Origin of the sequence: Segatella copri (assembly GCF_009494395.1) — a bacterium.
GTDB lineage: Bacteria > Bacteroidota > Bacteroidia > Bacteroidales > Bacteroidaceae > Prevotella.
Map to the genome: position 1 here is coordinate 1 of NZ_VZCB01000012.1, position 23,545 is coordinate 23,545.

Annotated in this window: 16 protein-coding genes and 1 pseudogene; 7 read left to right on the top strand and 10 right to left on the bottom strand. The window is 44.1% G+C overall.

Annotation, left to right across the window (positions count from 1 at the left end):
- A pseudogene (locus tag F7D73_RS01285) lies at positions 1 to 133 on the bottom strand (site-specific integrase); the annotation flags it as partial.
- A gap of 316 nt (positions 134 to 449) precedes the next feature.
- Here F7D73_RS01285 and F7D73_RS01290 point away from each other — a divergent pair.
- On the top strand, positions 450 to 851 hold the full coding sequence (locus tag F7D73_RS01290) for a hypothetical protein (RefSeq protein WP_153121935.1): 402 nt from the start codon (positions 450 to 452) through the stop codon (positions 849 to 851).
- Here F7D73_RS01290 and F7D73_RS01295 read toward each other — a convergent pair.
- Positions 848 to 2,632, bottom strand: a complete 1,785-nt coding sequence (locus F7D73_RS01295) for a calcineurin-like phosphoesterase C-terminal domain-containing protein (RefSeq protein ID WP_228117593.1) — start codon at positions 2,630 to 2,632, stop codon at positions 848 to 850. The two genes, F7D73_RS01290 and F7D73_RS01295, sit on opposite strands and share 4 nt — an antisense overlap.
- A 171-nt stretch (positions 2,633 to 2,803) precedes the next feature.
- Here F7D73_RS01295 and mutS point away from each other — a divergent pair, with 171 nt between their 5' ends.
- The 3 genes from mutS to F7D73_RS01310 all read left to right on the top strand — a co-directional run bounded on the left by mutS (position 2,804) and on the right by F7D73_RS01310 (position 7,252).
- Positions 2,804 to 5,467, top strand: coding sequence for a DNA mismatch repair protein MutS (mutS, locus tag F7D73_RS01300; RefSeq protein WP_153121936.1), 2,664 nt, complete (start codon positions 2,804 to 2,806; stop codon positions 5,465 to 5,467).
- A 640-nt stretch (positions 5,468 to 6,107) separates the two neighbouring features.
- On the top strand, positions 6,108 to 6,965 hold the full coding sequence (locus tag F7D73_RS01305) for a GLPGLI family protein (RefSeq protein WP_153121937.1): 858 nt from the start codon (positions 6,108 to 6,110) through the stop codon (positions 6,963 to 6,965).
- A 14-nt stretch (positions 6,966 to 6,979) separates the two neighbouring features.
- A complete protein-coding gene (locus tag F7D73_RS01310) occupies positions 6,980 to 7,252 on the top strand; it encodes a carboxypeptidase-like regulatory domain-containing protein (protein WP_153121938.1) in 273 nt (90 codons plus the stop codon).
- A gap of 687 nt (positions 7,253 to 7,939) precedes the next feature.
- On the opposite strand, the gene lgt is transcribed toward F7D73_RS01310, so the two are convergent.
- From lgt to rd, 6 genes are all read right to left on the bottom strand, one after another.
- Positions 7,940 to 8,797 (bottom strand): prolipoprotein diacylglyceryl transferase, encoded by an 858-nt coding sequence (gene lgt, locus F7D73_RS01315; protein WP_153121939.1) that lies wholly within the window; start codon positions 8,795 to 8,797, stop codon positions 7,940 to 7,942.
- A gap of 18 nt (positions 8,798 to 8,815) precedes the next feature.
- Entirely contained in the window at positions 8,816 to 9,919 is a 1,104-nt protein-coding gene (gene ychF, locus F7D73_RS01320; protein ID WP_089543063.1) for a redox-regulated ATPase YchF, read from the bottom strand.
- Between the two features lie 424 nt (positions 9,920 to 10,343).
- Positions 10,344 to 12,533 carry a hypothetical protein gene (locus F7D73_RS01325; RefSeq protein ID WP_153121940.1) on the bottom strand — a complete coding sequence of 730 codons (2,190 nt, stop codon included), beginning with the start codon at positions 12,531 to 12,533 and terminating at the stop codon, positions 10,344 to 10,346.
- Positions 12,490 to 13,560, bottom strand: coding sequence for a hypothetical protein (locus F7D73_RS01330; protein ID WP_228117594.1), 1,071 nt, complete (start codon positions 13,558 to 13,560; stop codon positions 12,490 to 12,492). The genes F7D73_RS01325 and F7D73_RS01330 overlap by 44 nt, the downstream gene beginning before the upstream one ends.
- Positions 13,561 to 13,700: 140 nt before the next feature.
- Positions 13,701 to 14,090, bottom strand: coding sequence for a desulfoferrodoxin (locus F7D73_RS01335; protein ID WP_153121941.1), 390 nt, complete (start codon positions 14,088 to 14,090; stop codon positions 13,701 to 13,703).
- Between the two features lie 81 nt (positions 14,091 to 14,171).
- Positions 14,172 to 14,336, bottom strand: coding sequence for a rubredoxin (rd, locus tag F7D73_RS01340; RefSeq protein ID WP_153121942.1), 165 nt, complete (start codon positions 14,334 to 14,336; stop codon positions 14,172 to 14,174).
- 398 nt (positions 14,337 to 14,734) lie between these two features.
- On the opposite strand from rd, the gene F7D73_RS01345 reads away from it, so the two are divergent.
- A complete protein-coding gene (locus F7D73_RS01345) occupies positions 14,735 to 16,009 on the top strand; it encodes an alpha-L-fucosidase (protein ID WP_153121943.1) in 1,275 nt (424 codons plus the stop codon).
- A 108-nt stretch (positions 16,010 to 16,117) separates the two neighbouring features.
- Here the strand turns inward: F7D73_RS01345 and F7D73_RS01350 are convergent, their stop codons facing one another.
- The gene (locus tag F7D73_RS01350; RefSeq protein WP_153121944.1) at positions 16,118 to 16,888 is read right to left on the bottom strand and encodes a copper homeostasis protein CutC; all 771 of its coding nucleotides are present in this window, start codon (positions 16,886 to 16,888) and stop codon (positions 16,118 to 16,120) included.
- 212 nt (positions 16,889 to 17,100) lie between these two features.
- Here F7D73_RS01350 and F7D73_RS01355 point away from each other — a divergent pair, with 212 nt between their 5' ends.
- Positions 17,101 to 19,836, top strand: a complete 2,736-nt coding sequence (locus F7D73_RS01355; RefSeq protein WP_153121945.1) for a transglutaminase-like domain-containing protein — start codon at positions 17,101 to 17,103, stop codon at positions 19,834 to 19,836.
- A gap of 192 nt (positions 19,837 to 20,028) precedes the next feature.
- On the opposite strand, the gene trhA is transcribed toward F7D73_RS01355, so the two are convergent.
- On the bottom strand, positions 20,029 to 20,685 hold the full coding sequence (gene trhA, locus F7D73_RS01360) for a PAQR family membrane homeostasis protein TrhA (RefSeq protein WP_153121946.1): 657 nt from the start codon (positions 20,683 to 20,685) through the stop codon (positions 20,029 to 20,031).
- Positions 20,686 to 20,966: 281 nt separating this feature from the next.
- Between trhA and F7D73_RS01365 the strand changes: the two genes are divergently transcribed.
- Positions 20,967 to 23,162, top strand: coding sequence for an alpha-galactosidase (locus F7D73_RS01365; protein ID WP_153121948.1), 2,196 nt, complete (start codon positions 20,967 to 20,969; stop codon positions 23,160 to 23,162).
- Positions 23,163 to 23,545: the final 383 nt, after the last annotated feature.

The following is a 23,545-nucleotide window of genomic DNA, read 5'->3' on the forward strand; positions in this document are numbered from 1 at the left end:
CCTTGGTCACGCTCAGCTTGCAACTGAACTGTGCGATAGTTCCGTTGATTGTCACTCGTCCCATGATAGGGACAACTCCATTTCTCTCCTTGCTTCCATTTACATAGAAGACTGTCTTGAATGTACTTCTCATAATTGTTTGCTTTTTGTTCAGTGCAAAATTAAACTATGAGAGCTGCATGGCAAATTCACAACCTGTGCAGAATGGAGAAACAAGAACCGACACCGTTAAAAAAGCTCATTAGGGCGTTTTTCTGAGGTAATGAATTGAAAGCGTTTCCACTTCTCAAATCTGCTATTTTCGCATTTCCTCACGAATGCCACAAAAAGCCAACGACTGCCACAACCACTTGAAACTCAAAACAAAAGCTCAAATCTGCTATTTTTTGCTTTTTTAGTCATTCTTTTTCCGAAAAACAGAGAAATATTATAATGAGGAAGTTGACAGCATGCTAGAGTGGAATGACCGCAATCCTGAATACATACTCCATTATGTGCCAGTTAAGATTCGTTATTCTTATACAGAAGATTCTACTGCGGTAGATTCTTTAAGTTATCCTGTTTTGGCCATGCGTTTTTATAAGGGCAAGAATGTGGAAGGATTCATGATATGGGATATGTTGAACGGCTTCCGTTATCTCTATAAGACTACAGAGATGAATGTGGCCCATGCCTATATTGGAGAGAAGCATCGCCTCACCGAGAGTCGCAAACAGACGATGGCAGAGGAGTTTAAGAAATATCCAAGGTTTGTGAACTTCATCAATAGCCTGAAGGTAAATTCTTTCAAAGATAACCCGCCCTATATTTTGAACCAGTTAGATGTTATTATAGAGGAAGCCAAGCATTAGCGTGCTTGGCTTACCGGTTCTTTATTCTCTTGCTCGTAATAGTGGGCATAATTGGCGAACGGCTCTGTCGTTACCTCGTCGCTCGATGCCGTATAGGTATTTCCGTATGGATCGGATGCCTTGATGATGATTCTGGCATTCGGATTCCTTGGAGTATAATAATATAGGTGGTTCATGATGAGATAACCATTCCCCTTACTCACGAAACGATAGGATACACTCTCGCTGTATTTATGATGATAGCCGGCGGCAAAGGCATCCTGACCCTTGCTGCTGATGCGGCGCATCAGATATTCCTTGCCATCCTCTATGGCTACCACGCGCCAGTGACTGGTGGCATTGAAGACATTAGCTACCAGGATATTCTTGTTGGTTGCCAACTGCCAGTCCTTGGCATATTTCTCGCCGTTGAAATCTGTCTGCGCACGGAAGATGGTCATCTGCTTGCTCTTGTCCCAGAAAGTTCCCTTGTAATAGCAGTTGCTGATACTGGTACCTACAAAACTATAGACATAATATCCGTTCGGTGTGCCGCAGATGTTGATGTTCGACTGCCAGATATTGCCACAGGCTGCGGCATGGCAATGCTCCATCACATCCTCTCCCTCATAATTGATCTCGTGGTTGCAGGCAAAATGAGTATGTCCGCAGAAGAGTTCATATCCTCCCTTAAACTGCTTCAGCAGAGAGAGTAGGAGAGAGAGACGGGAAGAGGAATAATGCCCCTCCTCATTGGCATTGGTCAGCGGCTTCGCCTTGCTGAAAGGCGCATTGCCGAAGGTAAAAGGAATATGATAGCAGAGCACCACCTTCTTATCCTTGGACGTAAGAGCCAGATTCTGCTTCAGCCAGCTCACCTGGCGCTCACGCAATTCTCCAGGAGAATAATAGGACATGCCGCGATGGAAGAAGCAGTTGTTGATGCAGACATAATGCACATCGCCACGGTCGAAGGAAAAATCGGTAGGACCGAAATTCTCCTCCCACTTCCTGCGGTAGAGCGCCTTGCCATCCTGGTCGTGATTGCCGATGACGGAGAAGAGGCGCATTTCTGAAGAACCTAAGGCCTTTCGTATCTGTCGCTCCAGTTTGGCATTATAGCCGCCATAATACTGTACATCATCACCCATGCTCAATCCATATACGGGAGTTCCGGCAGGAAGACTCTTGATGGTTTGCTTGATGTCTGCCATCGTCTGGGTTGTGAATCTTTCTACATCGCTTTTCTTGATAGGATTATCATCCGGAGAAGTATAGTAGGGGCTGTAGGCATTGGTAACCTGTGGGTCACCGATGACTATCATCTTGTAATGTGTCTCCTTGCCATTTGGCAATCGCTTCAACGTAAAATTATAAACTTTCTTCTTCTTGGATACAGTTTGGTAGAAATAAGCCGTACGATCGGTTTTAGAATGGGTAGGAACTTCGCAATCTGCTGGTACTGAATAGTATATGAATCTAGCCAGGCTATCTCTCTTCATCTTGTATCGTCCCAGCGAATCGGTTTTTACGCATTTATATCCGTCACTCACAATGACATCAGCCACGCCTTTTCCCTCTGTATCCCGCAAAGTACCGGAGATGTTAAAATCCATCTTCTTGACAGTTTTCTTCTTCTTTACGGTATCTGCCACCTGTGGTTTGAGATGGAGTACTGGTGGAGTTTTTACCAGGTTCTGTATCTGTTTCTTGGGGTAGAATAGGTGCAGGGTGATGCCTATTGCTACGAGTACGCAGCAAACAATCGACAGGACCCCTATGTATAATTGTTTCTTTTTCATGCCCACAAAGGTACGGTTTTATCATGGTGATACAAAGAAAAAACATTAAAAATAGATTAAATCCTTTGCTATCTGCCCGTTTTTTCTTATTTTTGCATTTATATTAAAGGATTTGCCGGTAGGATGGATTTCAACCGGAAATGAAGAGAATAAGAAATAAAAACTAAGATAATGGCAAACGACAATAAAGGGCTTACACCGATGATGCGACAATTCTTCGAGATGAAAGCAAAGCATCCCGAGGCATTGCTGCTTTTCCGCTGTGGCGACTTCTATGAAACTTACTGCGAAGATGCGATAGAGGCTTCCCGAATACTTGGCATCACCTTGACCCGACGTAACAACGGTGGTTCGGCTGGTGGAGCAGAGATGGCTGGATTCCCTCATCATGCTCTCGATACTTATCTGCCTAAATTGGTGCGTGCAGGTAAGCGTGTGGCTGTATGCGACCAGCTGGAAGACCCGAAGAAGAAACGACTGGAAATAAAGGGTAAGAAGGGACTGAGCCAGATGGACAAGATGGTGAAGCGCGGTATTACCGAGCTCGTCACTCCGGGTGTGGCGATGGGAGATAACGTGCTGAACTACAAGGAGAACAACTTCCTGGCTGCCGTCCATTTCGGTAAAACCGCCTGCGGTGTAAGCTTCCTGGATATCTCGACCGGAGAGTTTCTTACCGGCGAGGGAACCTACGACTATGTAGAAAAATTGATGGGCAACTTCATGCCGAAAGAGGTGCTCTATGACCGTACCCGAAAGAATGACTTCGAGAAATATTTCGGCAGTAAATACTGTACCTTCGAACTGGATGACTGGGTTTTCACCGAACAGACAGCCCTGCAGAAACTCCTGGGACATTTCAAGACAAAATCTCTGAAAGGTTTCGGTGTAGAGCATCTCAAGAACGGCGTGATAGCCAGTGGTGCCATCATGCAGTATCTCGAGATTACCCAGCATACACAGATTAATCATATCACCGCCCTTTCACGTATCGAAGAAGATAAGTTCGTGCGTATGGATAGGTTTACTATCCGCAGTCTGGAGCTGGTTGCCCCTATGCAGGAAGACGGTTCTTCTCTCCTGAATGTCATCGACCGTACGGTAACGGCGATGGGCGGGCGTATGCTCAGACGCTGGCTGGTCTTCCCATTGAAGGACGTTAAACCAATCAACGAGCGTCTCGACATCGTGGAATATTTCTTCAAGGAACCGGAATTCCGTCAGCTTCTCGATGACCAGCTGCATCGCATCAGCGACCTGGAGCGTATCATTTCCAAAGTAGCCGTGGGTAGAGTTTCGCCACGCGAAGTGGTTCAGTTGAAGAATGCGCTCGAAGCCATCCAGCCTATCAAGGTGGCTTGTCAGCATGCCAAAAATGAAGCCTTGAAACGGGTAGGGGAGCAGCTGAATGTCTGCGAGACCTTGAAGGATCGTATCGCCAGAGAGATTCAGCCCGATCCGCCACAGCTTGTCAATAAGGGTGATGTGATTGCCGATGGTTTCAATGCTGAACTCGATGACCTTCGTTCCATCAGCCGTCATGGCAAGGATTATCTTCTGAAGATACAGGAGCGGGAAATAGAGAAGACGGGCATCACCAGCTTGAAGGTAGGTTATAATAACGTCTTCGGATATTATCTGGAGGTGAGAAATACCTTTAAGGACAAGGTGCCTGAGGAGTGGATTCGCAAGCAGACGCTGGCTCAGGCAGAGCGATATATTACCCAGGAACTGAAGGAATATGAGGAAAAAATTCTCGGTGCAGATGAAAAGATACTGGTATTAGAGGCACAGCTCTTCAACGAACTGATTGTTGCCATGCAGGAATATATTCCTCAGATTCAGATCAATGCCAACCTTATCGCCCGTATGGATTGTCTCTTGTCCTTCGCCAAGACATCGGATGAAAACCGCTATGTGCGTCCTGTTATCGACGATTCTGAGATTCTCGACATCAAGCAGGGTCGTCATCCTGTGATAGAAACCCAGTTGCCTTTGGGCGAACGCTATGTTCCGAACGATGTGTTGCTGGATACAGAGAAGCAGCAGGTGATGATGATTACCGGTCCTAATATGGCAGGTAAATCGGCGCTTTTGCGTCAGACGGCTCTTATAGTCTTGCTGGCTCAGGTAGGATGCTTTGTTCCGGCAGAAAGTGCGAGGGTAGGACTGGTTGACAAGATATTTACGAGAGTTGGAGCCAGCGACAATATCTCTCTGGGTGAATCAACCTTTATGGTAGAGATGACCGAGGCAGCTAATATATTAAATAATGTATCGCCGCGTTCATTGGTTCTCTTTGATGAGTTGGGAAGAGGAACTTCCACCTATGACGGTATTTCCATAGCCTGGGCTATCGTGGAGTATCTGCATGAACATAAGAGGGCACAGGCCCGTACGCTCTTTGCCACTCACTATCATGAGCTCAACGAGATGGAGAAGATTTTCCCTCGCATCAAGAACTTCAATGTGAGTGTAAAGGAAGTGAACGGCAAGGTTATCTTCCTGCGTAAGTTGGAGCCGGGAGGCAGTGAGCATTCTTTCGGTATTCATGTGGCAGAGATTGCCGGAATGCCTCGCAGCATCGTAAACCGTGCCAACGATATTCTGAAGCAGTTGGAGGAGGATAATGCGGGTGTTGGTGGTGCCGGCAAGCCTAATGTGCAGCGCATTGATGAGCCTAAGGAGGGTGTGCAGCTCAGTTTCTTCCAGCTCGATGATCCTGTGTTGACGCAGATACGTGATGAAATCCTCGGTTTGGATGTCAACAATCTTACCCCGGTAGAGGCATTGAACAAGCTCAACGACATCAAGAAAATCCTGCTGGGCCGATAGGTCTTCATAGATGGCTGGCGCCTGCCTTCATTTAAGACCAGCACTTGCCATCATTTAAGACCAGCCCTAGTCTTCATAGATGACTGGCTTTCGGCACTAGAGGCAGGTCATTAAGGTCAAGGTCATTAAGGGTCATTAAGGTTTTTGGAAACACAAAGTATCTATCGAATGTGAATACGAAAGTTCTTAATGACCCTTAATGACCTTGACCTTAATGACCGGATTAACCATTAGTATAGGTTAATAATCACAAAAAGTTACCCAAAGGTAACTTTTTGTATATTTACAGGTGGTAAGAATTAAATAAAGCAGGTAAAACGAATTTAATTAGAAGAATATGACAAAAATAACTAAATATACAATACTGATTTTTTTAGTAGCTTTACAAGTTGTCTATTTAATAGAAATAATAGAAAGGGTTATTTTAAATAAATGGAGTGATATATTCTTTCCATGTATTTTTTCTTTAAATATTTGGAATGCTATCTATATATTTTACAGAAAGGCAAAATTATAAAAGGCCGCAAGTTACCAATACGAATAAAAGTTAAAAGTGCGTTCATTTAGTTTACTCAATGGTAAGAGTTGCGTATTTTCTAATAAGAATAAGTATGTAGGAAACATATATAAGAGATATACAATGGAAAAGAAAATGATAAAACAAATGATGATGGCGTTGCTTTTGGCGATGATGCCTTTTGCAGCAAGCGCACAGGAATTTTCAATAGAAGGTTCATGGGCTAATGAACCAGCAAAATTGGGTAAAAACAAAACATTAGACACAAGTGTTATGGAATGCATCTATAACTATCGTATTATAGACCATAGCATTGGAGATATGAGAGAGTATTATGCTATATTGGAAATAGGAGATACTGTTTCTAAATTTGAGAGTTATGGTTCTTATAGGCTAGATTCTGTTCTTGTTGGAAAACAACAGATGACTAACGGAGAGTTTTTTAAAACCTATAATATGTATAGACCAGACTTTAAAGAATTCTTGTTAGAAAATGCAAATACAAAACGACTGTCTTATTATGGTAAGGTATCTATAGATAGTTATACTTATCAAGAGGATATACCTCAAATTGATTGGGTATTGTCTGATAGTACAAAGATGATTTGTGGATATTTATGCCATCAAGCAACAGCTACTTTCCGTGGTCGCAATTGGGATGCTTGGTACTGCGATATACCTAAAAGCGTAGGACCTTGGAAGCTAAATGGATTGCCAGGGTTAATCCTTGCGGCACAAACAGAAGATAAAGAGCATACTTTTACAGCTGTTTCTGTTCGAAAATCAAGTTCACCTATAACAATTCCAGATAAAGAGTACTTCAAGACTACTCGTGAGCGCTTTAATAAAGCTTTGGCTGATAATAAGGCTAATCCCACAAAGTCTTGGAAAAATTCTCCATTGGCTCCAAAGGATATGAATGGAAAGCCGATGCCAATACCAAAGAGAAAGCTATTCTATAGCCCATTGGAAAAGGAATAATATAAGAAAACAATATGAGTCTTACAAAGCATATTGGGATGGTTGTCCTTGCGTTGCTAATAGCCTTGCCTCTCTCTGCCCAAACCACCCTTTCGGGAATGGTAAGGGACGAGTCGGGAAAGGCTCTTGGCAATGTAATGGTCAGAGCCTACAATCAACATAAGAAGTTGAAGCGTTATACACAGACGAATAGACAAGGTGAATTCCGTCTTGCCACCACCGCCCATGATTCTATCTCCAGTATCACCTTGCACGATGAGGCTATCCAAGCAGGTACGGGAGAGTAATTATAGATATATGTATCATCTCCGTCCTATTGGATACACATTAAGTTTAAAGTATAATTTCTAATAAAGGATGATGACAGCCTTCCTGGTCTTCATCCTTTTGCTGCATAGAAAGCTACTTTCAAAAACACTCTTCACTCTTCACATTTATGGTGTAAGCTATTGTGTGTGAGGCGTTTATGGTGGTGAAGAGTTGCGGTTGACTCTTCACAACTCTTCACCACTCTTCACCCTCATCATTTTTTAGGAAAACGCATTATTTAAGCAATGGTTTGGTCATCTATTATGACCAGCTCCAGTCATCAATGATGGCTGAGCTTCGTGATAAGGTGAAGAGTGGTGAAGAGTTGTGAAGAGTGAGCAACCACTCTTCACCTCTCGCAACCCCAGTGTTTATCGGGGTTTCAGGCGAATCTGTGAAGAGTGAAGAGTAAAAACGAGAGTAGGGTTTTTACAAGCAAAAACTACCTTTCCTATAGCTAGAAAGCTTCGGGCAAAAGGAAGTGGTAGACAGGTTGAAATCTTTCTCCCGACGTATCATTTTGTGCCTGGCAATGGCAAAAAGTTGCCCCAGTAGAGGGCAATATCGTGCCATAGTCAGGCAATAATTGGAATGAGCCTCTTTTCGACCCCAATAAGACTATCATAACCGCCAGTCAGAGGCTTAATGACAGTCCGTAAGTAACATTATTTCTCTTCCAAAGCTTTGGTTTTCTTATAGCTTCGGGCAATGCTCCATACACCGGCGATGATGAGCGGAATACTCAATATCTGTCCCATATCCATAGGCAAGCCTGCCTCGAATGCCACCTGAATCTCCTTCGTATATTCGATGAAGAAGCGGAAGGTGAAGATAAGGGTAAGGCAAAGACCGAAATAGAAACCGGTTCCAACGCTCTTAGGACCTCTCTTCTTATAGATGAAGAGGATGATGAGGAAGAAGCAGAAATAAGCCAATGCCTCATAGAGCTGACCTGGATGGCGTGGATACAGGTCTTCGCGAACGAAGATAAACGCCCAAGGCACATCGGTAACCTTGCCGATAATCTCTGAATTCATCAGATTGCCCAAACGGATAAAAGTGGCTGTAATGCCTGAGCAGATACCCATATTATCGAGCACTACCCAGCCGCTCACCTTCATGTTGCGGCAATAGAGCCAGATGCCGACGAACATGCCGAATACGCCTCCGTGACTCGCCAGTCCCTCATAACCCGTAAATTTCCAACTGCCGTCAGGCATGTGATGGATAGGTATCAGCATCTCGATGAAGTGATCCCACTGGGTGAGGAAATATTCCGGCTGATAGAAGAGACAATGTCCCAAACGGCCACCTATCAATACACCGATAAAGATGTAGAGAAACAGTGGCGAGAACTTCTCATCTGAAAGCCCCTGCTGCTTGTAGAGCTTGCTCATGAGCAGATAGCCCAGCAGCAGACCGATCATCCAGCAGGTGGAATAGTAGCGGATGGTCATAGGACCCAGATGAGCCAGGATAGGATCTGGGTCCCATACGATATAGTTAAGCAGATTTGCTATCATAACCGTAGAAGAATAGGATTATACATTGAAGCGGAAGTGCATGATGTCGCCATCCTGTACGATGTACTCCTTACCCTCGATACCGAGCTTACCTGCCTCACGTACAGCAGCTTCAGAGCCATACTTGATATAGTCATCATACTTGATAACCTCTGCACGGATGAATCCCTTCTCGAAGTCGGTGTGGATGACTCCGGCACACTGAGGAGCCTTCCAGCCCTTGTGATAGGTCCATGCCTTCACCTCCATCTCACCTGCGGTGATGAATGTTTCGAGGTTCAGCAGGGCGTATGCCTTCTTGATGAGTCGGTTTACGCCACTCTCTTCCAGTCCGAGTTCTTCGAGGAACATCAGCTTGTCCTCGTAGGTTTCGAGCGATGCGATGTCTTCTTCTGTCTTTGCAGCGATGACCATGCACTCAGCACCTTCTTCCTTAGCGATTTCCTCTACCTTCTTGCTATACTCGTTGCCGGTCTTGGCAGAAGCCTCGTCAACATTGGCTACGTAGAGCACAGGCTTGGTAGTGAGGAGGAAGAGGTCGTGAGCCACCTTCTGCTCTTCCTTGGTTTCGAAAGTAACGCCACGGGCGTTCTTTCCCTGCTCCAGAACAGCCTTGTAAGCCTCCAGAACGGTAACCATCAGCTTAGCGTCCTTATTGCCGGCAGCAGCAGTCTTCTGCTGCTTGGCGAGCTGAGATTCGATGGTTTCCAGGTCCTTGAGCTGCAACTCTGTATCGATGACGCTCTTGTCCTCCAATGGGTCAACCTTGGCGCCACCTTCGCGCACGATGTTGTCATCGTCGAAGCAGCGGATTACGTGGATGATAGCATCGCACTCACGGATATTTCCCAAGAATTTATTACCAAGACCTTCGCCCTTGCTAGCACCCTTTACGAGACCTGCGATATCCACGATTTCGCAAGTAGCTGGGACGATGCGTCCTGGGTGAACAATCTCTGCCAACTTGTTGAGTCGCTCATCTGGTACGGTGATGACGCCCAAGTTTGGTTCGATAGTACAGAAAGGGAAGTTAGCTGCCTGTGCCTTAGCACTAGACAGACAGTTGAACAGTGTAGACTTACCCACGTTTGGGAGGCCTACAATACCACATTTTAATGCCATTTTATCTTTAAACGTTTAAATTTCTGGGTGCAAAGTTACACATTATAAATGAAAGATACGAAGAAATCGTGGAAAATTAACTAAAAATCATAGATGAGGGAAAATTGATGTTGGAAAAACCAGTGAAACGCTTCCGGATGCAGAAAAATATAGGGGAGAACGTTGAGGTATATAGGGAAAGTTATCGAAAGATATAGGAGAAGTACCTGGAAGGTATAACAAGTCTTTGAGGTATATAATGGAAGTTGCTGGAAGATATAGGAGAAATTGTTGGAAGATATAGTATCTAAGGCCGCACATCAGCTGTTGTACGCTTGCACATCACTTGATGTGCGGATGCATAACAGCTGATGTGCGAGTGTTGGACGGCTGATGTGCGGTGAAAAAGTTACCATTTTCCCAACGCTGGGAAAATGGTAAGAGATTAGAGATTTTTTTCGAATTGCTTCAATACATCACATCGGGTGGTGTATTGATCCACGATTTCCGGATGCTGATGACAGAACTTGCTCCATTCCATCATTGCCTGATATTGAGCGGATTGTGGCTGGAGAAGCTTCTGCTCGTTCCAGTTTGCATCGTATGATATCTTAAACCATGGGTCGATGCCGATGGATGAGAGAGCATAGAGCGAATGATAGCGAAGCGTGAGGTTATTGCTTTGCTTGCTTACCTTTAGATATTTCTGAGCGATGGCTGCGAAATCGGCTTCGCCTGTGCGGGCACTATCGGCTACGCTCTTGCCATAATGGGTAAGATACCAGCAGTCGCCATAGCAGGATGCCTGAAAATAGCGGGTGGCAAGTTCATAGGCAAGTTTCTCTCTGACTTCGCCTTCACAAGCCACATTGTATTGGCTGATGAGCTGGTTCATCTCCTGACAGAATTTCAACTTCGGGTTCTCTTTCAGGTGGGCATAACTGCCCTGAATGCTCCACATGTCGGAATCATTCACCTTCTGGTGGTTGAACCAGTAAGGTACAGCATAACTGCGCTTCTCGGCGTAGAAACTGATGGCCTGGTTGTTGATGAAATCCAAAGAAACATCCTTCTGCCAGCGGGCAGCTTCTCCAAAGTTACCCTCGGCAAGATACTTGGTGCCTATCATATCCTTGAAGAAATCGGCATTTCGATAGAGCGACTGGCAGACGTATTGCTGAAAGGCATCCTGATGTTGAGCGGTGATGAAGCGATAGTAATCAGCAAGTTGCTGCGCAGAGAGCGAATCGAGACGAAGGGCGTATTCTGAAGAATAAAGGTATCGGCTGATGTATTCTTCATTCTGTTGCTCCTTGTAGAAGGTTCGCATGTAGGCATCCATCATGCCATACATCGCCGTGGCCATGCTTTCGTAATCTCTGCCGGCTTCTTGCCGGTTTTCCTTTTTCGCCTTGTCTGCCATCGTCTTGAATCGGTTGTACAGGGCGCGGTAAGCCACGCGCTCCTTCACCTCTACATAGTGGTTGTCTGGATTGGTGGAAGAATCTTTTCTTGGGTTTTCTCCCTTCGCCATCTCGTTGAGCCATTTGAATTCGCCGACCAGATATTGCGGATAATCGTTATCTACCTGTGTATTTCGGGTAGAAACCAGAAGGCGGATGGCTCTTGCATTATCCTTCATTCGTTGTGTTCCATCCAGGGCGATAGCTTCATTAATCTCCTTCCATGCTTCCTGCTGATATCCATAGAGATAATGGAGCATGGCGGTGGCAGAGCGCCATAGGCAAGGACTCTGTGTCTTGCCTTCTGCGATGACCTTGTTGGCAAAGGTGATGAAGTTGAGGGCTTCTTTCTGATAGATTACCTTGGCGCCAATTTCCTCAATCCATTCCTTATCTATTGGGTTCTGGTTGCGACTGTCTATCGTCTGCTGACAGTTATTCACGAAATCCTGCACCAGATAGGTGAGCATGGCTGAATTCGGATTCTTGAGATAAGTGCTCTGAATGCCAGCAAGATTGCGATAGTTTCGGGCGAGCACCCTGATGCTGGCCATATCTCCCTGCTCGGCATAGATATCGAGTGCCTGCTGATGTCTTCCCGTCTTCCATAAAGCCCGGGCATAAATGTTGCGCATCGCCTCTCGCCATGGTGATTTCGGAAGTCGGGAGGCAATGGCATTCCAATAGGTGATGTTCTGCTGGTGGAATCCCTTCATCATGTTGGTACGCATACGGAGCAGGGCGTACTGGCTCTTGAGTTGGGTGCCTTTATAAATCTTAGCGGCATTGTTGAGTCGTGTCAGCGATTGCTGTATCTGCAGTCGTTCTTGCTTCGAGATGTAGTTCCAGGCATTGGGATTCAGCTTCTCGCAGGCATCCAGGTAGGCATTCAGATTTCTTAAGTAAGAAAGCATTCCTGCATCCTTCTTGCTTCGGGCTACTTTCTGAATATCCTCCTTGTTCCATCTGTAGAAAGATAAGTTGATGGAGGATGTATTGCCGGCATACTTCTGCCAGTAGCTAGCGATGTCGTAGAGATACGCCGGCGAAGTCTGGTCGCGATTGAATACGCTGAACATATAATAGTTGTGATCAGAGTATTCGGCAACGCAGGCGTTGGCGTGGGTGCTAAATGCTGTTGCCATCACTCCTATGATTAAAAATCTTTTCATAATCTTCTGATTTAAATCGTTTGATATTATCAGTGTTGAGGTCGAAGAGGATTACCTCGCTGTTGATGTCTTCATTCTGGTGATTGATGCTTCTGACGGCTTCCATGATGTCGCTCATTTCGGGTTTTCTTATCACGATGCTGTCGCTTGGTAATACGGGGAAATCATCATCTGCATGCATGATGCCTACGAATTTTCCTTCTCTGAAGAGGACTCGCCAGCTGAAGAGTGGATAAGCGGCAGAGAGCGGTAACGGATAATTGCCCAGATGCTGGATGTAAGGAGCCACATCCTTCATGTCGAGTATCGGCTTTTTGCAACTTAGCTGTTTTACATCGCCCGTATTATACATCATCAGGATGCCTCTATCCACAGGGGGGGGAGTCATCGAGAGCTGGTGTAACCGGATGGTAGCGGAAAGTTGCATCTTCTTGTCTTTGGCATTCTCCTTTAAAATATGGAGGAATTCAAAATAAGCATCTTTCGTTGAAGCAGTCCAGTCGCAGTCTATCTGAATCTCTTTCACGTTCTCGATGTCATTGGCTTCGTTCATCTGAAGGATGCGGTTCAGAATCTTATCTGCGAGTTGTCGGGGTGTTTCATCTGAAGATTTCCTGCCCGACTTGTTGCTGCGGATAGGATTCGTCTTGGTATTTGCTTTAAAACAGTTGTTCACGATATAGACAACGGGGATAATCTCCATTCCTTTCGGCATCAGAGATTCTTTCTCCTTTTCTTCGGCTGTCATATTCTCATCGGTTGTTTCAAATTGCAGGGTAGCATTGGGCATGATTTCTCCATCTGCATCCCTTACCACATCAAAGAATCTAACGTAGAGTCGTTTGATATGGTGTTTCTGGATGAAGTTCATCTTGCTGCTGTCCATCTGCCAGGTTGTACTCCAATAGTAGGCGGAGCGCTGGTTTTCTGTTGTTGTATCTTGTGAACAGGAAATCAGACAGATGCAGGTGAATAATGCTGGCAGCAAGCGCATTGATGTAAGATCATTCCATATTCTTCTCATCATCTATAGCGTTTTGTCGGCAAAGATAGATATTTCCTGGCGAATGTGATAAGAAACGAGATGTAAATAAAGTTAAAAAGGTCTCATATCATATTTCCTACATTGGGAAAACGATATGAGACCTTTTGTTGGTATGATGGTTTTTATCCTTCAATTACCCCCTTCCACAATCCGTGGAGATTGCAGTATTCGCGAGCCGTAACATCCTTGGCATCAGCATTTGTCATGAAGATAGCCTCTGGCTTTTCGCCCGGTTTCAACTCATGGCGAAGCACATCGGTAGGGGTGAGCAGCTCAATCCACTGGATGTAATGCTCTGGGAGCATCGGATGCTCCACGCTTCCTACTGTTACACGGTAACCGCCCTCGATAGGTTCAATCACAGGCACATGCTTCTCCTTGGCACCATCGCTGGTGTTCTCCTTCATGAGCTTCATTGGTTCACCGCAGCAGCTAAGCACGGCTCCAGGGTTCACTACTTCTACTACGTTGCCACAAATCTGGCAGCGGTAGATTTCTCTAACTTTTGTCATAATGGTTCCTCCTATATTAATATGTGTTGCCTGAATATCAGGCGTTTCTTTGGATTATTCCTCCAAAAAGTTTTCTTCGGGTTACTCCTCAACGAGGCTGAAATCATCCTTGCCTACTCCGCAAAGAGGGCAAACCCAATCATCTGGGATGTCTTCGAATGCTGTACCTGGAGCGATGCCGCCCTCTGGATCACCTACTTCTGGATCATAAACCCAACCACATACGTCACAAACATATTTCTTCATAATGTTTTCCTTTCTTCTTTTGATGTAAATATTCTTGTTCTTTCATTCTCTATCAGATAAGTACTACAGCGCAATTCTCTGATAGACATTGCAAAGATACGATTTCTTTCTCTAATTCCCAAATAAATTTGGAAATATTATAAAAATATCATATATTTTAATCTTAGGGATAAAAGAGAGCTGGGAAAAGCTAAGAAAAGAAGAGGAAGCTGAGAAAAGAAGAGAAAAAATAGAGTTTTTTCTGATTATCATCCTTATTCTTAAAAAAAAGTTGTATATTTGCACCATTATAACTAACTATAACAACAACATTAATTATGGGAATTAAAATGAGTTTTAAGTCACAATTATGTGCTGCAATCCTTACTTTGGGTTGCTCTAGCCTAACAGCTAATGCCATGGTTGGGAATGATGCTGCCAAGGAAAACAAGATTCAGCATTATCAACCATCTGCGGAAAATCTGGAATCCCGCAAGCAGTTCCAGGATGATAAGTTCGGTATCTTCCTGCATTGGGGATTGTACAGCATGCTCGCTACCGGCGAATGGACAATGACCAATAAGGACCTGAATTACAAAGAGTATGCTAAGTTGGCAGGCGGTTTCTATCCTTCTAAGTTTGATGCTGCCAAATGGGTGGCTGCCATCAAGGCTTCGGGTGCCAAGTACATCTGCTTCACCACTCGCCATCACGAGGGATTCTCTATGTTCAAGACCAAGTATTCTGATTATAATATTGTAGATGCTACTCCTTTCCGCCGCGACATCGTGAAGGAGCTGGCTGATGAGTGCCACAAGCAGGGCATTGCTTTGCACCTTTATTACTCTCATATCGACTGGTATCGTGAGGATGCTGTTTGGGGAAGAACAGGTAGAGGTACCGGCCGCCCTAATCCAAAGGGTAACTGGAAGAGCTACTATCAGTTTATGAACAACCAGCTTACAGAACTTCTTACCAACTACGGCAAGGTGAGATGTATCTGGTTTGATGGATGGTGGGATCAGGATCAGAATCCTAACTTCGATTGGCAGTTGCCAGAGCAGTATGCGCTTATCCATCGCCTGCAGCCAGGCTGCCTGATCGTAAACAACCATCACTCTTCTCCTTTCGAGGGTGAGGATGTTCAGGCTTTCGAGCGTGATCTTCCTGGAGAGAATAAGGCAGGATTGTCGGGTCAGGACATCAGCCGTCTGCCTCTTGAAACCTGCGAGACCATGAACGGCATGTGGGGTTATAAGATTACCGACCAGGATTATAAGTCTACCAAGACTTTGGTTCATTACTTGGTAAATGCGGCTGGAAAGAATGCCAATCTGTTGATGAACATCGGCCCTCAGCCAGATGGTGAGCTTCCTGCAGTAGCATTGGAGCGCCTGGCAGAGATGGGTGAGTGGATGAAGACTTACGGCGAAACCATCTATGGTACCCGTGGCGGCATCGTGGCTCCTCATGATTGGGGTGTTACTACCCAGAAGGGCAACCGTCTCTTCGTTCATATTCTGAACTTGAAGGATAAGAGCCTCTTCCTGCCTCTTGGAAACCAGAAGGTGAAGAAGGCATTCGATTTTGCCAGCAAGAAGCCGGTGAAAGTTCAGAAGTGCGAAGGTGGTGTACTCTTGAATCTCGGTGAGGTTCCTACAGAGATGGATAAGGTTGTGGAAATTGCACTCTAAGCTTGTGTGAATAACATATTGGAAAAGAGTCGTAATCTCCTGGAATATTGGAGATTGCGACACTTTTTTGTTTTGTGGGAAAACGCGATTTGCGTTATCGGAAAAATCCTATCCCAAAAGGTTGGCGATGGTTTGCTTTACTCTTTCTGCAGATGTAACAGGAGAGTTACTTTCATCAGCACCCTCGGTGCCCATGTATACATTGGTATTGAGCAGCTTCATCTTGCTAGGTACGTTGACTCTTGCCGAGAAGTGATACTCGTGGATACCGGTAGCATCAAAGATGGTGCGGATGTTATCCTCGTTTACGCCACATCCGGCAAGGAGGATGATGCGACCAGCTGCTGCCTTCTTAAGTTCGGAAAGAAGCGTTATACCTTCTACTGCCTTTGGCTGCTGACCCGATGTAAGAATACGGTCGCAACCCAGAGAGATGATGTCTTCCAAAGCTTTCTGAGGATTGGCGGCACGGTCGAAGGCACGATGGAAGGTAACGCTCATCGGTTTCTGTTCATTACCGCCTTTCGCCAGTTCCACGAGTCGGCGATTCGCTTCCATGTCCACTTCTCCATCTTCTGTAAGGCATCCGATAACCACACCATCTACACCCAATTCCCGGCAAAGGCGAATGTCTTCTTCCATACGCTCAATCTCCAAAGGGGTATAGAGAAAATCTCCACCACGAGGGCGGATGATGACATGGAGCTTGGTTTGATGGAGTAATTTTCTGGCAATTTTTATCTCACCATATGATGGGGTCGTGCCACCTTCAGGTATGCCTGCACATAGTTCAACACGGTTGGCTCCACCTTCCTGTGCAGCCAGACAGCTTTCTACGCTGTTGGCGCATATTTCAAACTTAAAATCGTTTCTGTTCATAGTTTCAAATTCTTCTTTCAGTTTAGTTACTTGATTTCTTTCTAATTCTTTTCTCTTTTTACTCGATTTCTCGAATTTTTCTGCAAAGATAACATTTTTTCTTTTGGGATAGCTATTATTTCGAAAAAAAACATTATTTTTGCAGAAAGTTTAAATCGAAACATCAATATATTAACTGGAATATAGTAACAGAATTAAAAAGCTAACTAACAATGAGAAAATTTTTAGTAATGTTCGCTGTTATGTTTTTGGCCTCTTGGCAGACTATGATGGCGGCAAATGATCATTTCATTACCGATGTAGCTTATCGTACGAAAATGGAAACGGCCTTTCAACAAAAGGTCAAGTTGGTAGGTAAGCAGTTCTATGACCAGAAGATGCTCAAGCAGCAGAAAGCTACCAGCGATGAGGCAGAGGCTTTGCAGTTTCTTTATGCTTACATGCCTTTAGCTGATGTTACTGACTATCCAACCAGCTTCTTCCTGGAAAACGTTCGCTCTAGCTTCGAGGCACGTCAGCAGATGGCTTGGGGCAGCAAGGTGCCTGAGTTGCTTTTCCGTCATTTCGTACTTCCTGTTCGCATCAACAATGAGAATCTGGACAATTCCCGTATGGTTTTCTTCAAGGAATTGAAGGAGCGTGTGAAGGGTATGAGCATGAAGGATGCCATCCTCGAGGTAAACCACTGGTGTCATGAACGAGTTACTTATCAGCCTTCTGATGGCCGTACATCAGCTCCTCTTTCTACCATTCGTTCAGCTTACGGACGTTGTGGTGAGCAGAGTACTTTTACCGTGGCTGCATTGAGAGCTATTGGTATTCCTGCACGCCAGGTTTATACTCCTCGCTGGGCACATACTGATGATAACCACGCTTGGGTAGAGGCTTGGGCTGATGGTACCTGGTACTTTCTGGGAGCCTGTGAGCCGGAAGCAGTATTGAATCTGGCATGGTTTAATGCTCCTGCATCACGTGCCATGCTGATGCACACCAAGGCTTTCGGTGATTATAATGGTCCGGAGGAAGTGATGCTCCGCACCTCTAACTATACCGAAATCAACCTCATCGACAACTATGGTTCTTCAGCTCGCATCGATTTCAATATCGTAGATGCAGCAGGCAATCCTGTTGATGGAGCGAGAGTAGATTTCAAGATTTATAACTACGCCGAGTTTAACACAGTAGTTACCAAATATACAGCTGCAGACGGCAAGACATTCCTTTCTGCCGGCAAGGGTGATATGATGATCTGGGCTTCCAAGGGTGGTAAATATGGTTTTGCCAAGGCTTCTTTCGGGAAAGACAAGGCAATAACCGTAAAAATGACCTATGAGGTTGGAAAGCAGATGAGTGCTTCTCAGCAATCTAATGCGGTAGCTTCTGCCAAGATGGTATTCTTCAGAGATTCATTCGATATCGTTCCTCCTCCAGAGAAAGCCAATATTCCTGAAGTTTCTCCTGAGGCAAGAGCTAAAAACTTAGAGCGTTTTGCTTATGAAGATTCTGTCCGCCATGCTTATCTCGCTACCTTTTACAACAAGGAAAGTGCATTGCAGGCATTGAAGGATAATGGTCTTGCTTCTGGTTCTGAGGAGAATACTCAGAAGATGGTGAAATTCCTGGTAGGTTCAAGCGGTAACCATCGCATTATCCTTTCATTCCTGATAAATCATAAGGATAATCTGAATCGTGCCATCGGCTTGCTCGGTACATTGAGCGCCAAGGATTTGAGAGATATGCAGATGGATATATTGGAAGATAACTTCAATGCTAACAGCAACCAGTTGTCTCCACGTGTAGAAAACGAGATGATCATTACTCCATTCAAGCAGTTCTTTGAAAAGGAATTTGCTAAGCAACAGGTTGCTTTTAAGAACAATCCAAGTCTCTTGGTTGAGTGGGTGAAGAAGAATATCCGTATCAATCCTGATAAGAAGGCGCTCCAGATTGCTCAAACTCCTATCGGTGTATATCGTGCTCGCCTTACCGATGCTCGTTCTCGCAAGGTATTCTTTGTGGATGTTGCCAGAAGCTTGGGTATCGAGGCTCAGGTGGATGAAGTGACTAAGAAAACACAGTATAAGAATGCAAATGGCGGTGAATGGATAGACGTAGATTTCGACAATGCTAAACAGGAGGTGGCAGCAAGAGGTAAACTTATCATGAAGTACGCTGATAATGGTGCTATTGATGATCCTAAATATTATAGCCATTTCACCTTGCATCGCATTAATCCTGATGGTTCTACCTCTCTCTTGGAATATCCTGAGGAAGGATGCACTTGGAGCGGTACCTTTAAAAATGGGGTGGATTTAGATGAAGGCGACTATTCGCTTGTTACCGGTACTCGTCTTGCCAATGGTGGCGTGCTTGCAGAAATGCAGATGTTCCATGTTGAAAAGGGCGGTACAACTGTCATTGATATGCACTTACGTACTTCTTCTACTGAGGTTACTGTGATTGGTAATTTCGACTCTGAGTCGAAATTCATGTTGTTGACTAGCCCTGAGGAAAATGGTGGCTCCTTTGCATCTGCTACAGCTAATGCCCAGGAGGTAAGCCTTCTCAGTCAGACTGGTCGTGGATACTTCATTACGGGAGTGATTGGTGTTGGTCAGGAACCTACTAATCATGCTTTGAAGGATATTGCCAAAGTGGCTCAGGTATTTGAGAAATGGAATCGTCCTATCGTTCTTCTGTTCGAGGATGAGGCGTCTGCTCAGAAATTCAGAATCTCTGAATTCCCTGGATTGCCAAAGAATATCATCTTTGGTTTTGATAAGGATGGTGCTATCCGCAAGCAGATTGTTACTAACATGAAGCTTCAGAATGCTAATCTCCTTCCTATGTTCATCCTTTCTGATACCTTCAACCGTGTGGTTTATATCTCTCAAGGATATACTATCGGCTTGGGTGAGCAGTTGGAGACTGTTATTAAGAAACTGTAGTTGGTATCATCAGCTACAGCTTTCACCAGAAAAATGGAGAAGGAAGAATAAATAACCAAAAATCTCCTATATATAATAAGGTATACCCGTTGGCAAAATAATTAATTTTATTCAGCCAACGGGTATTTATGTATCTCTATATATAATTAATGTATAGAAGTGATTCTTGGTGGGAAATATTTCCGTAAAATACTAGATGTATTTCATGAGGATATCCCAAACTGCGATAATGTGGCAAACGCTTCCTGCTAAAACAAAGAAATGGAATACCGAATGCATATATCGCTTCTTGTTGATGCTGTAGAAAACGGCTCCCGTAATGTAACAGACGCCCTCTGCGATAATCCAGATAACTGTGGCTGGTGAAACCGAATCTATCAATGGCTTGAAAGCCACGAGTACGGATAACCCCATTCCTACAAAACAAATCGTTTCTAAGTTGCTGTGATCCTTGAGTTTTGCGAAGCTCATGACGGTTCCGGCAATGGCGCAGGTCCAGATAAAGATGAAAAGGCTCCATCCCCAATATCCCTGATCGCGCATCGCTATCAAAGTGATAGGCGAGTAAGAACCGGCAATATGCCAATAGATGGCTGCATGATCCCACTTGCGCAATCGCTCCTTCCATTTGCTCCAGGCAGAAATGGCATGGTAGGTAGTTGAGGCGATGTACGACATCAACATTCCAAACAGGTAGAGAATAATACCAGCTGTGGCCCATCCGTTATGTTGCGTAAAGCACCAATACAGGAAAATGGCTCCAAAGACAACACCCAAGAGAATACCACCGGCATGCGACCAGGAGTTCCAAAGTTCCTCTTTATGATTGAAGTGTATTTTGAGTTTCATATTGTTTAATATCTTTTATTATTGTTGAACAAATATTGTTTGCGTGGCAAAGATACTAAGAAAAATCGAGTTGAGAGTTATTTTTAGGGATTGTTATGATATGAAAGGTGTTATTGTCTGTATCTGAAGTAAAAGGTTTTGCTTTATTTGCCAGATGTCTGCATTTTTGTGCTTTATTCCGAAAATAAATCAAGAAAGTGTTGGTGGTTACTGTTTATTTTCTTATTTTTGCATTTGAAAACTCAATAATGATAATAACTAACGACATATATAAAAATATGATGAAATTTAAATCAATTGCATTCTTGCTTATGACCATCGCCATGCCTGCGATGGCAGAGCAGGTTTCGGTGAATAGTAAAGGTATCTCGCTCGTTCTCGATGTAGAGAATGGTAAGCCTGCTCAGTATCTTTACTTCGGCACCAAGTTGAATAATCTGGATTTGGCTAATCTTAAGGTGGCTTCTAACGGTCGTATGGATGTTTATCCTGCATACGGTCTTAATACTCCAGTTGAAGCTGCACTCGCTATGCGTCATAGCGATGGTAATCTTTCTACTGCTCTCGTTGCTACTGGTAGTGAGGTGAAGAACGAAGGAAATACTACCGTTACTACGATTCATCTCAAGGATCCTGTATATAATCTTAAGGTGGATTTGAAATATCGCTCATACAATGATGTTGATATGATAGAAGCATGGACAGAGATTGCTAACGGTGAGAAGGGAACTGTTACCCTTACTACATTTGCATCTGCTATGCTTCCTATCCGTCGTGGAGATGTATGGATGAGTCATCTTTCTGGTACATGGGCAGCTGAAGCACAGTTGAGTCATGAAAAATTGCAGCCTGGTGAGTTCGTTATCCGCAATAATGATGGTACTCGAAATTCTCATACCGACCATGCTGAGGTTATGTTCTCTCTGAATGGTAGGGGACAGGAAAATACGGGTGCGGTAATCGGTGCAGCGCTTGAGTATACAGGAAATTATAAACTCAAAACCGTAACCGATGATACCGAGTATCACTACTTCTTTGCTGGTATCAATGAGCAAAACTCTGAGTATCACCTTAAAAAGGGCGAAACTTTCAAAACTCCAGCTCTTGCATTTACTTATTCTAATGAAGGTTTGAGCGGTGCTAGTCGTAATTTCCATAAGTGGGGACGTAAGTATGTTCTTGCTCATGGTGATAAGGAGCGAGATATTCTCTTGAATTCTTGGGAGGGTGTTTATTTCGACATCAACCAGAAGGGAATGGATCAGATGATGGCAGACATTCATAGCATGGGTGGTGAGTTGTTCGTTATGGATGATGGATGGTTCGGTAAAAAATATCCTCGTAAGAGAGACAATACTGCTTTGGGTGATTGGGTTGTAGATACCGAAAAATTGCCTGATGGTATTGAAGGTTTGCTCCGCGATGCAAAGAAAAATGGTGTGAAGTTTGGTATTTGGATTGAGCCTGAAATGACCAATACCAAGAGTGAACTCTACGAAAAACATCCTGATTGGGTTATCAAGGCTCCTAAGCGTGATGCTGTTGTTGGTCGTGGTGGTACTCAGCTGGTACTCGATCTCGGTAATCTAAAAGTGCAGGATTTCGTATTTGATGTAGTAGATGATTTGCTTACTAAGTACCCTGACATCGCTTACATCAAGTGGGATGCTAATATGCCAATCATGAATCATGGTAGTCAGTATCTTCCTGCTGCTGACCAGAGTCATCTCTACATCGCTTATCATCGCGGATTTTCTAATGTAATCGATCGCATTCGTGCAAAATATAAGGATGTTGTTATACAGTGTTGTGCTAGTGGTGGTGGTCGTGCAAACTGGGGATTCCTTCGCGGTTTCGATGAGTTCTGGGTAAGTGATAATACTGATGCGCTCCAGCGTGTTTATATGCAGTATGGAACCAGCTATTTCTTCCCAGCCATCGCCATGGCAAGTCATATCTCTGCTGTGCCAAACCATACCGTATTCCGCACTACTTCTTTGAAGTATCGTATTGATGTAGCTATGAGCGGACGTCTTGGAATGGAAATCCAGCCAAAGAATATGACAAAAGAAGAAAAGGCGCTTTGTCGTAAAGCTATTGCTGAGTATAAGGAGATTCGTCCTGTAGTACAGTTTGGCGACCTTTATCGTTTGGTTTCTCCTTACGATAACCAGGGATTGTCATCTATTATGTATGTAAGTGAGGCAAAGGATAAGGCTGTTTTCTATTGGTGGAAGCTTGCTAATTTCTATAATGTTCATCTTCCTATCGTAAAGATGGCAGGTTTGGATGCTAACAAGATGTATAAGGTACGTGAGCTTAATGTTATTGATAATACACCTTTAGCTTATGAGGGTAAGGCTTACTCTGGCAAGTTCTTAATGGAGCATGGTTTGGAAATGCCATTAGAGAATAATGTAGATTGGGGCAAGAAGACTGATTGGTCTTCACGTGTTCTTTATTTTGAAGCACAGTAAACAATAATAAAACTAAGGTATATTAATATCTAATTATAGGGTGTATTGTAAATCAAACATGATTTATGATACGCCCTTTATTCTTCGAATTCTCTCATTTTTGTTTTTCTTATATTATTTGAGTATGCGAGTACGCCTGTGCGCCCGCACGCATGCGCATTGCCTGCATGTATATAATAAAGTGAAATATCAGGAAAAATACGATAAATATCGCAAAAGTGTTAAAATACTGTTAATTTCCAAACTTTTTCTTGGAAATATTTGGTGGTTTCGGAAAATGTTCGTACTTTTGCACTCGCTTTTGAGAAATACGGTTTCTCTTAGCAATATAAAGAAAGAGTTCTTTGAAAGATTTTACATAAACAGACAAGTAGTACAAGAAG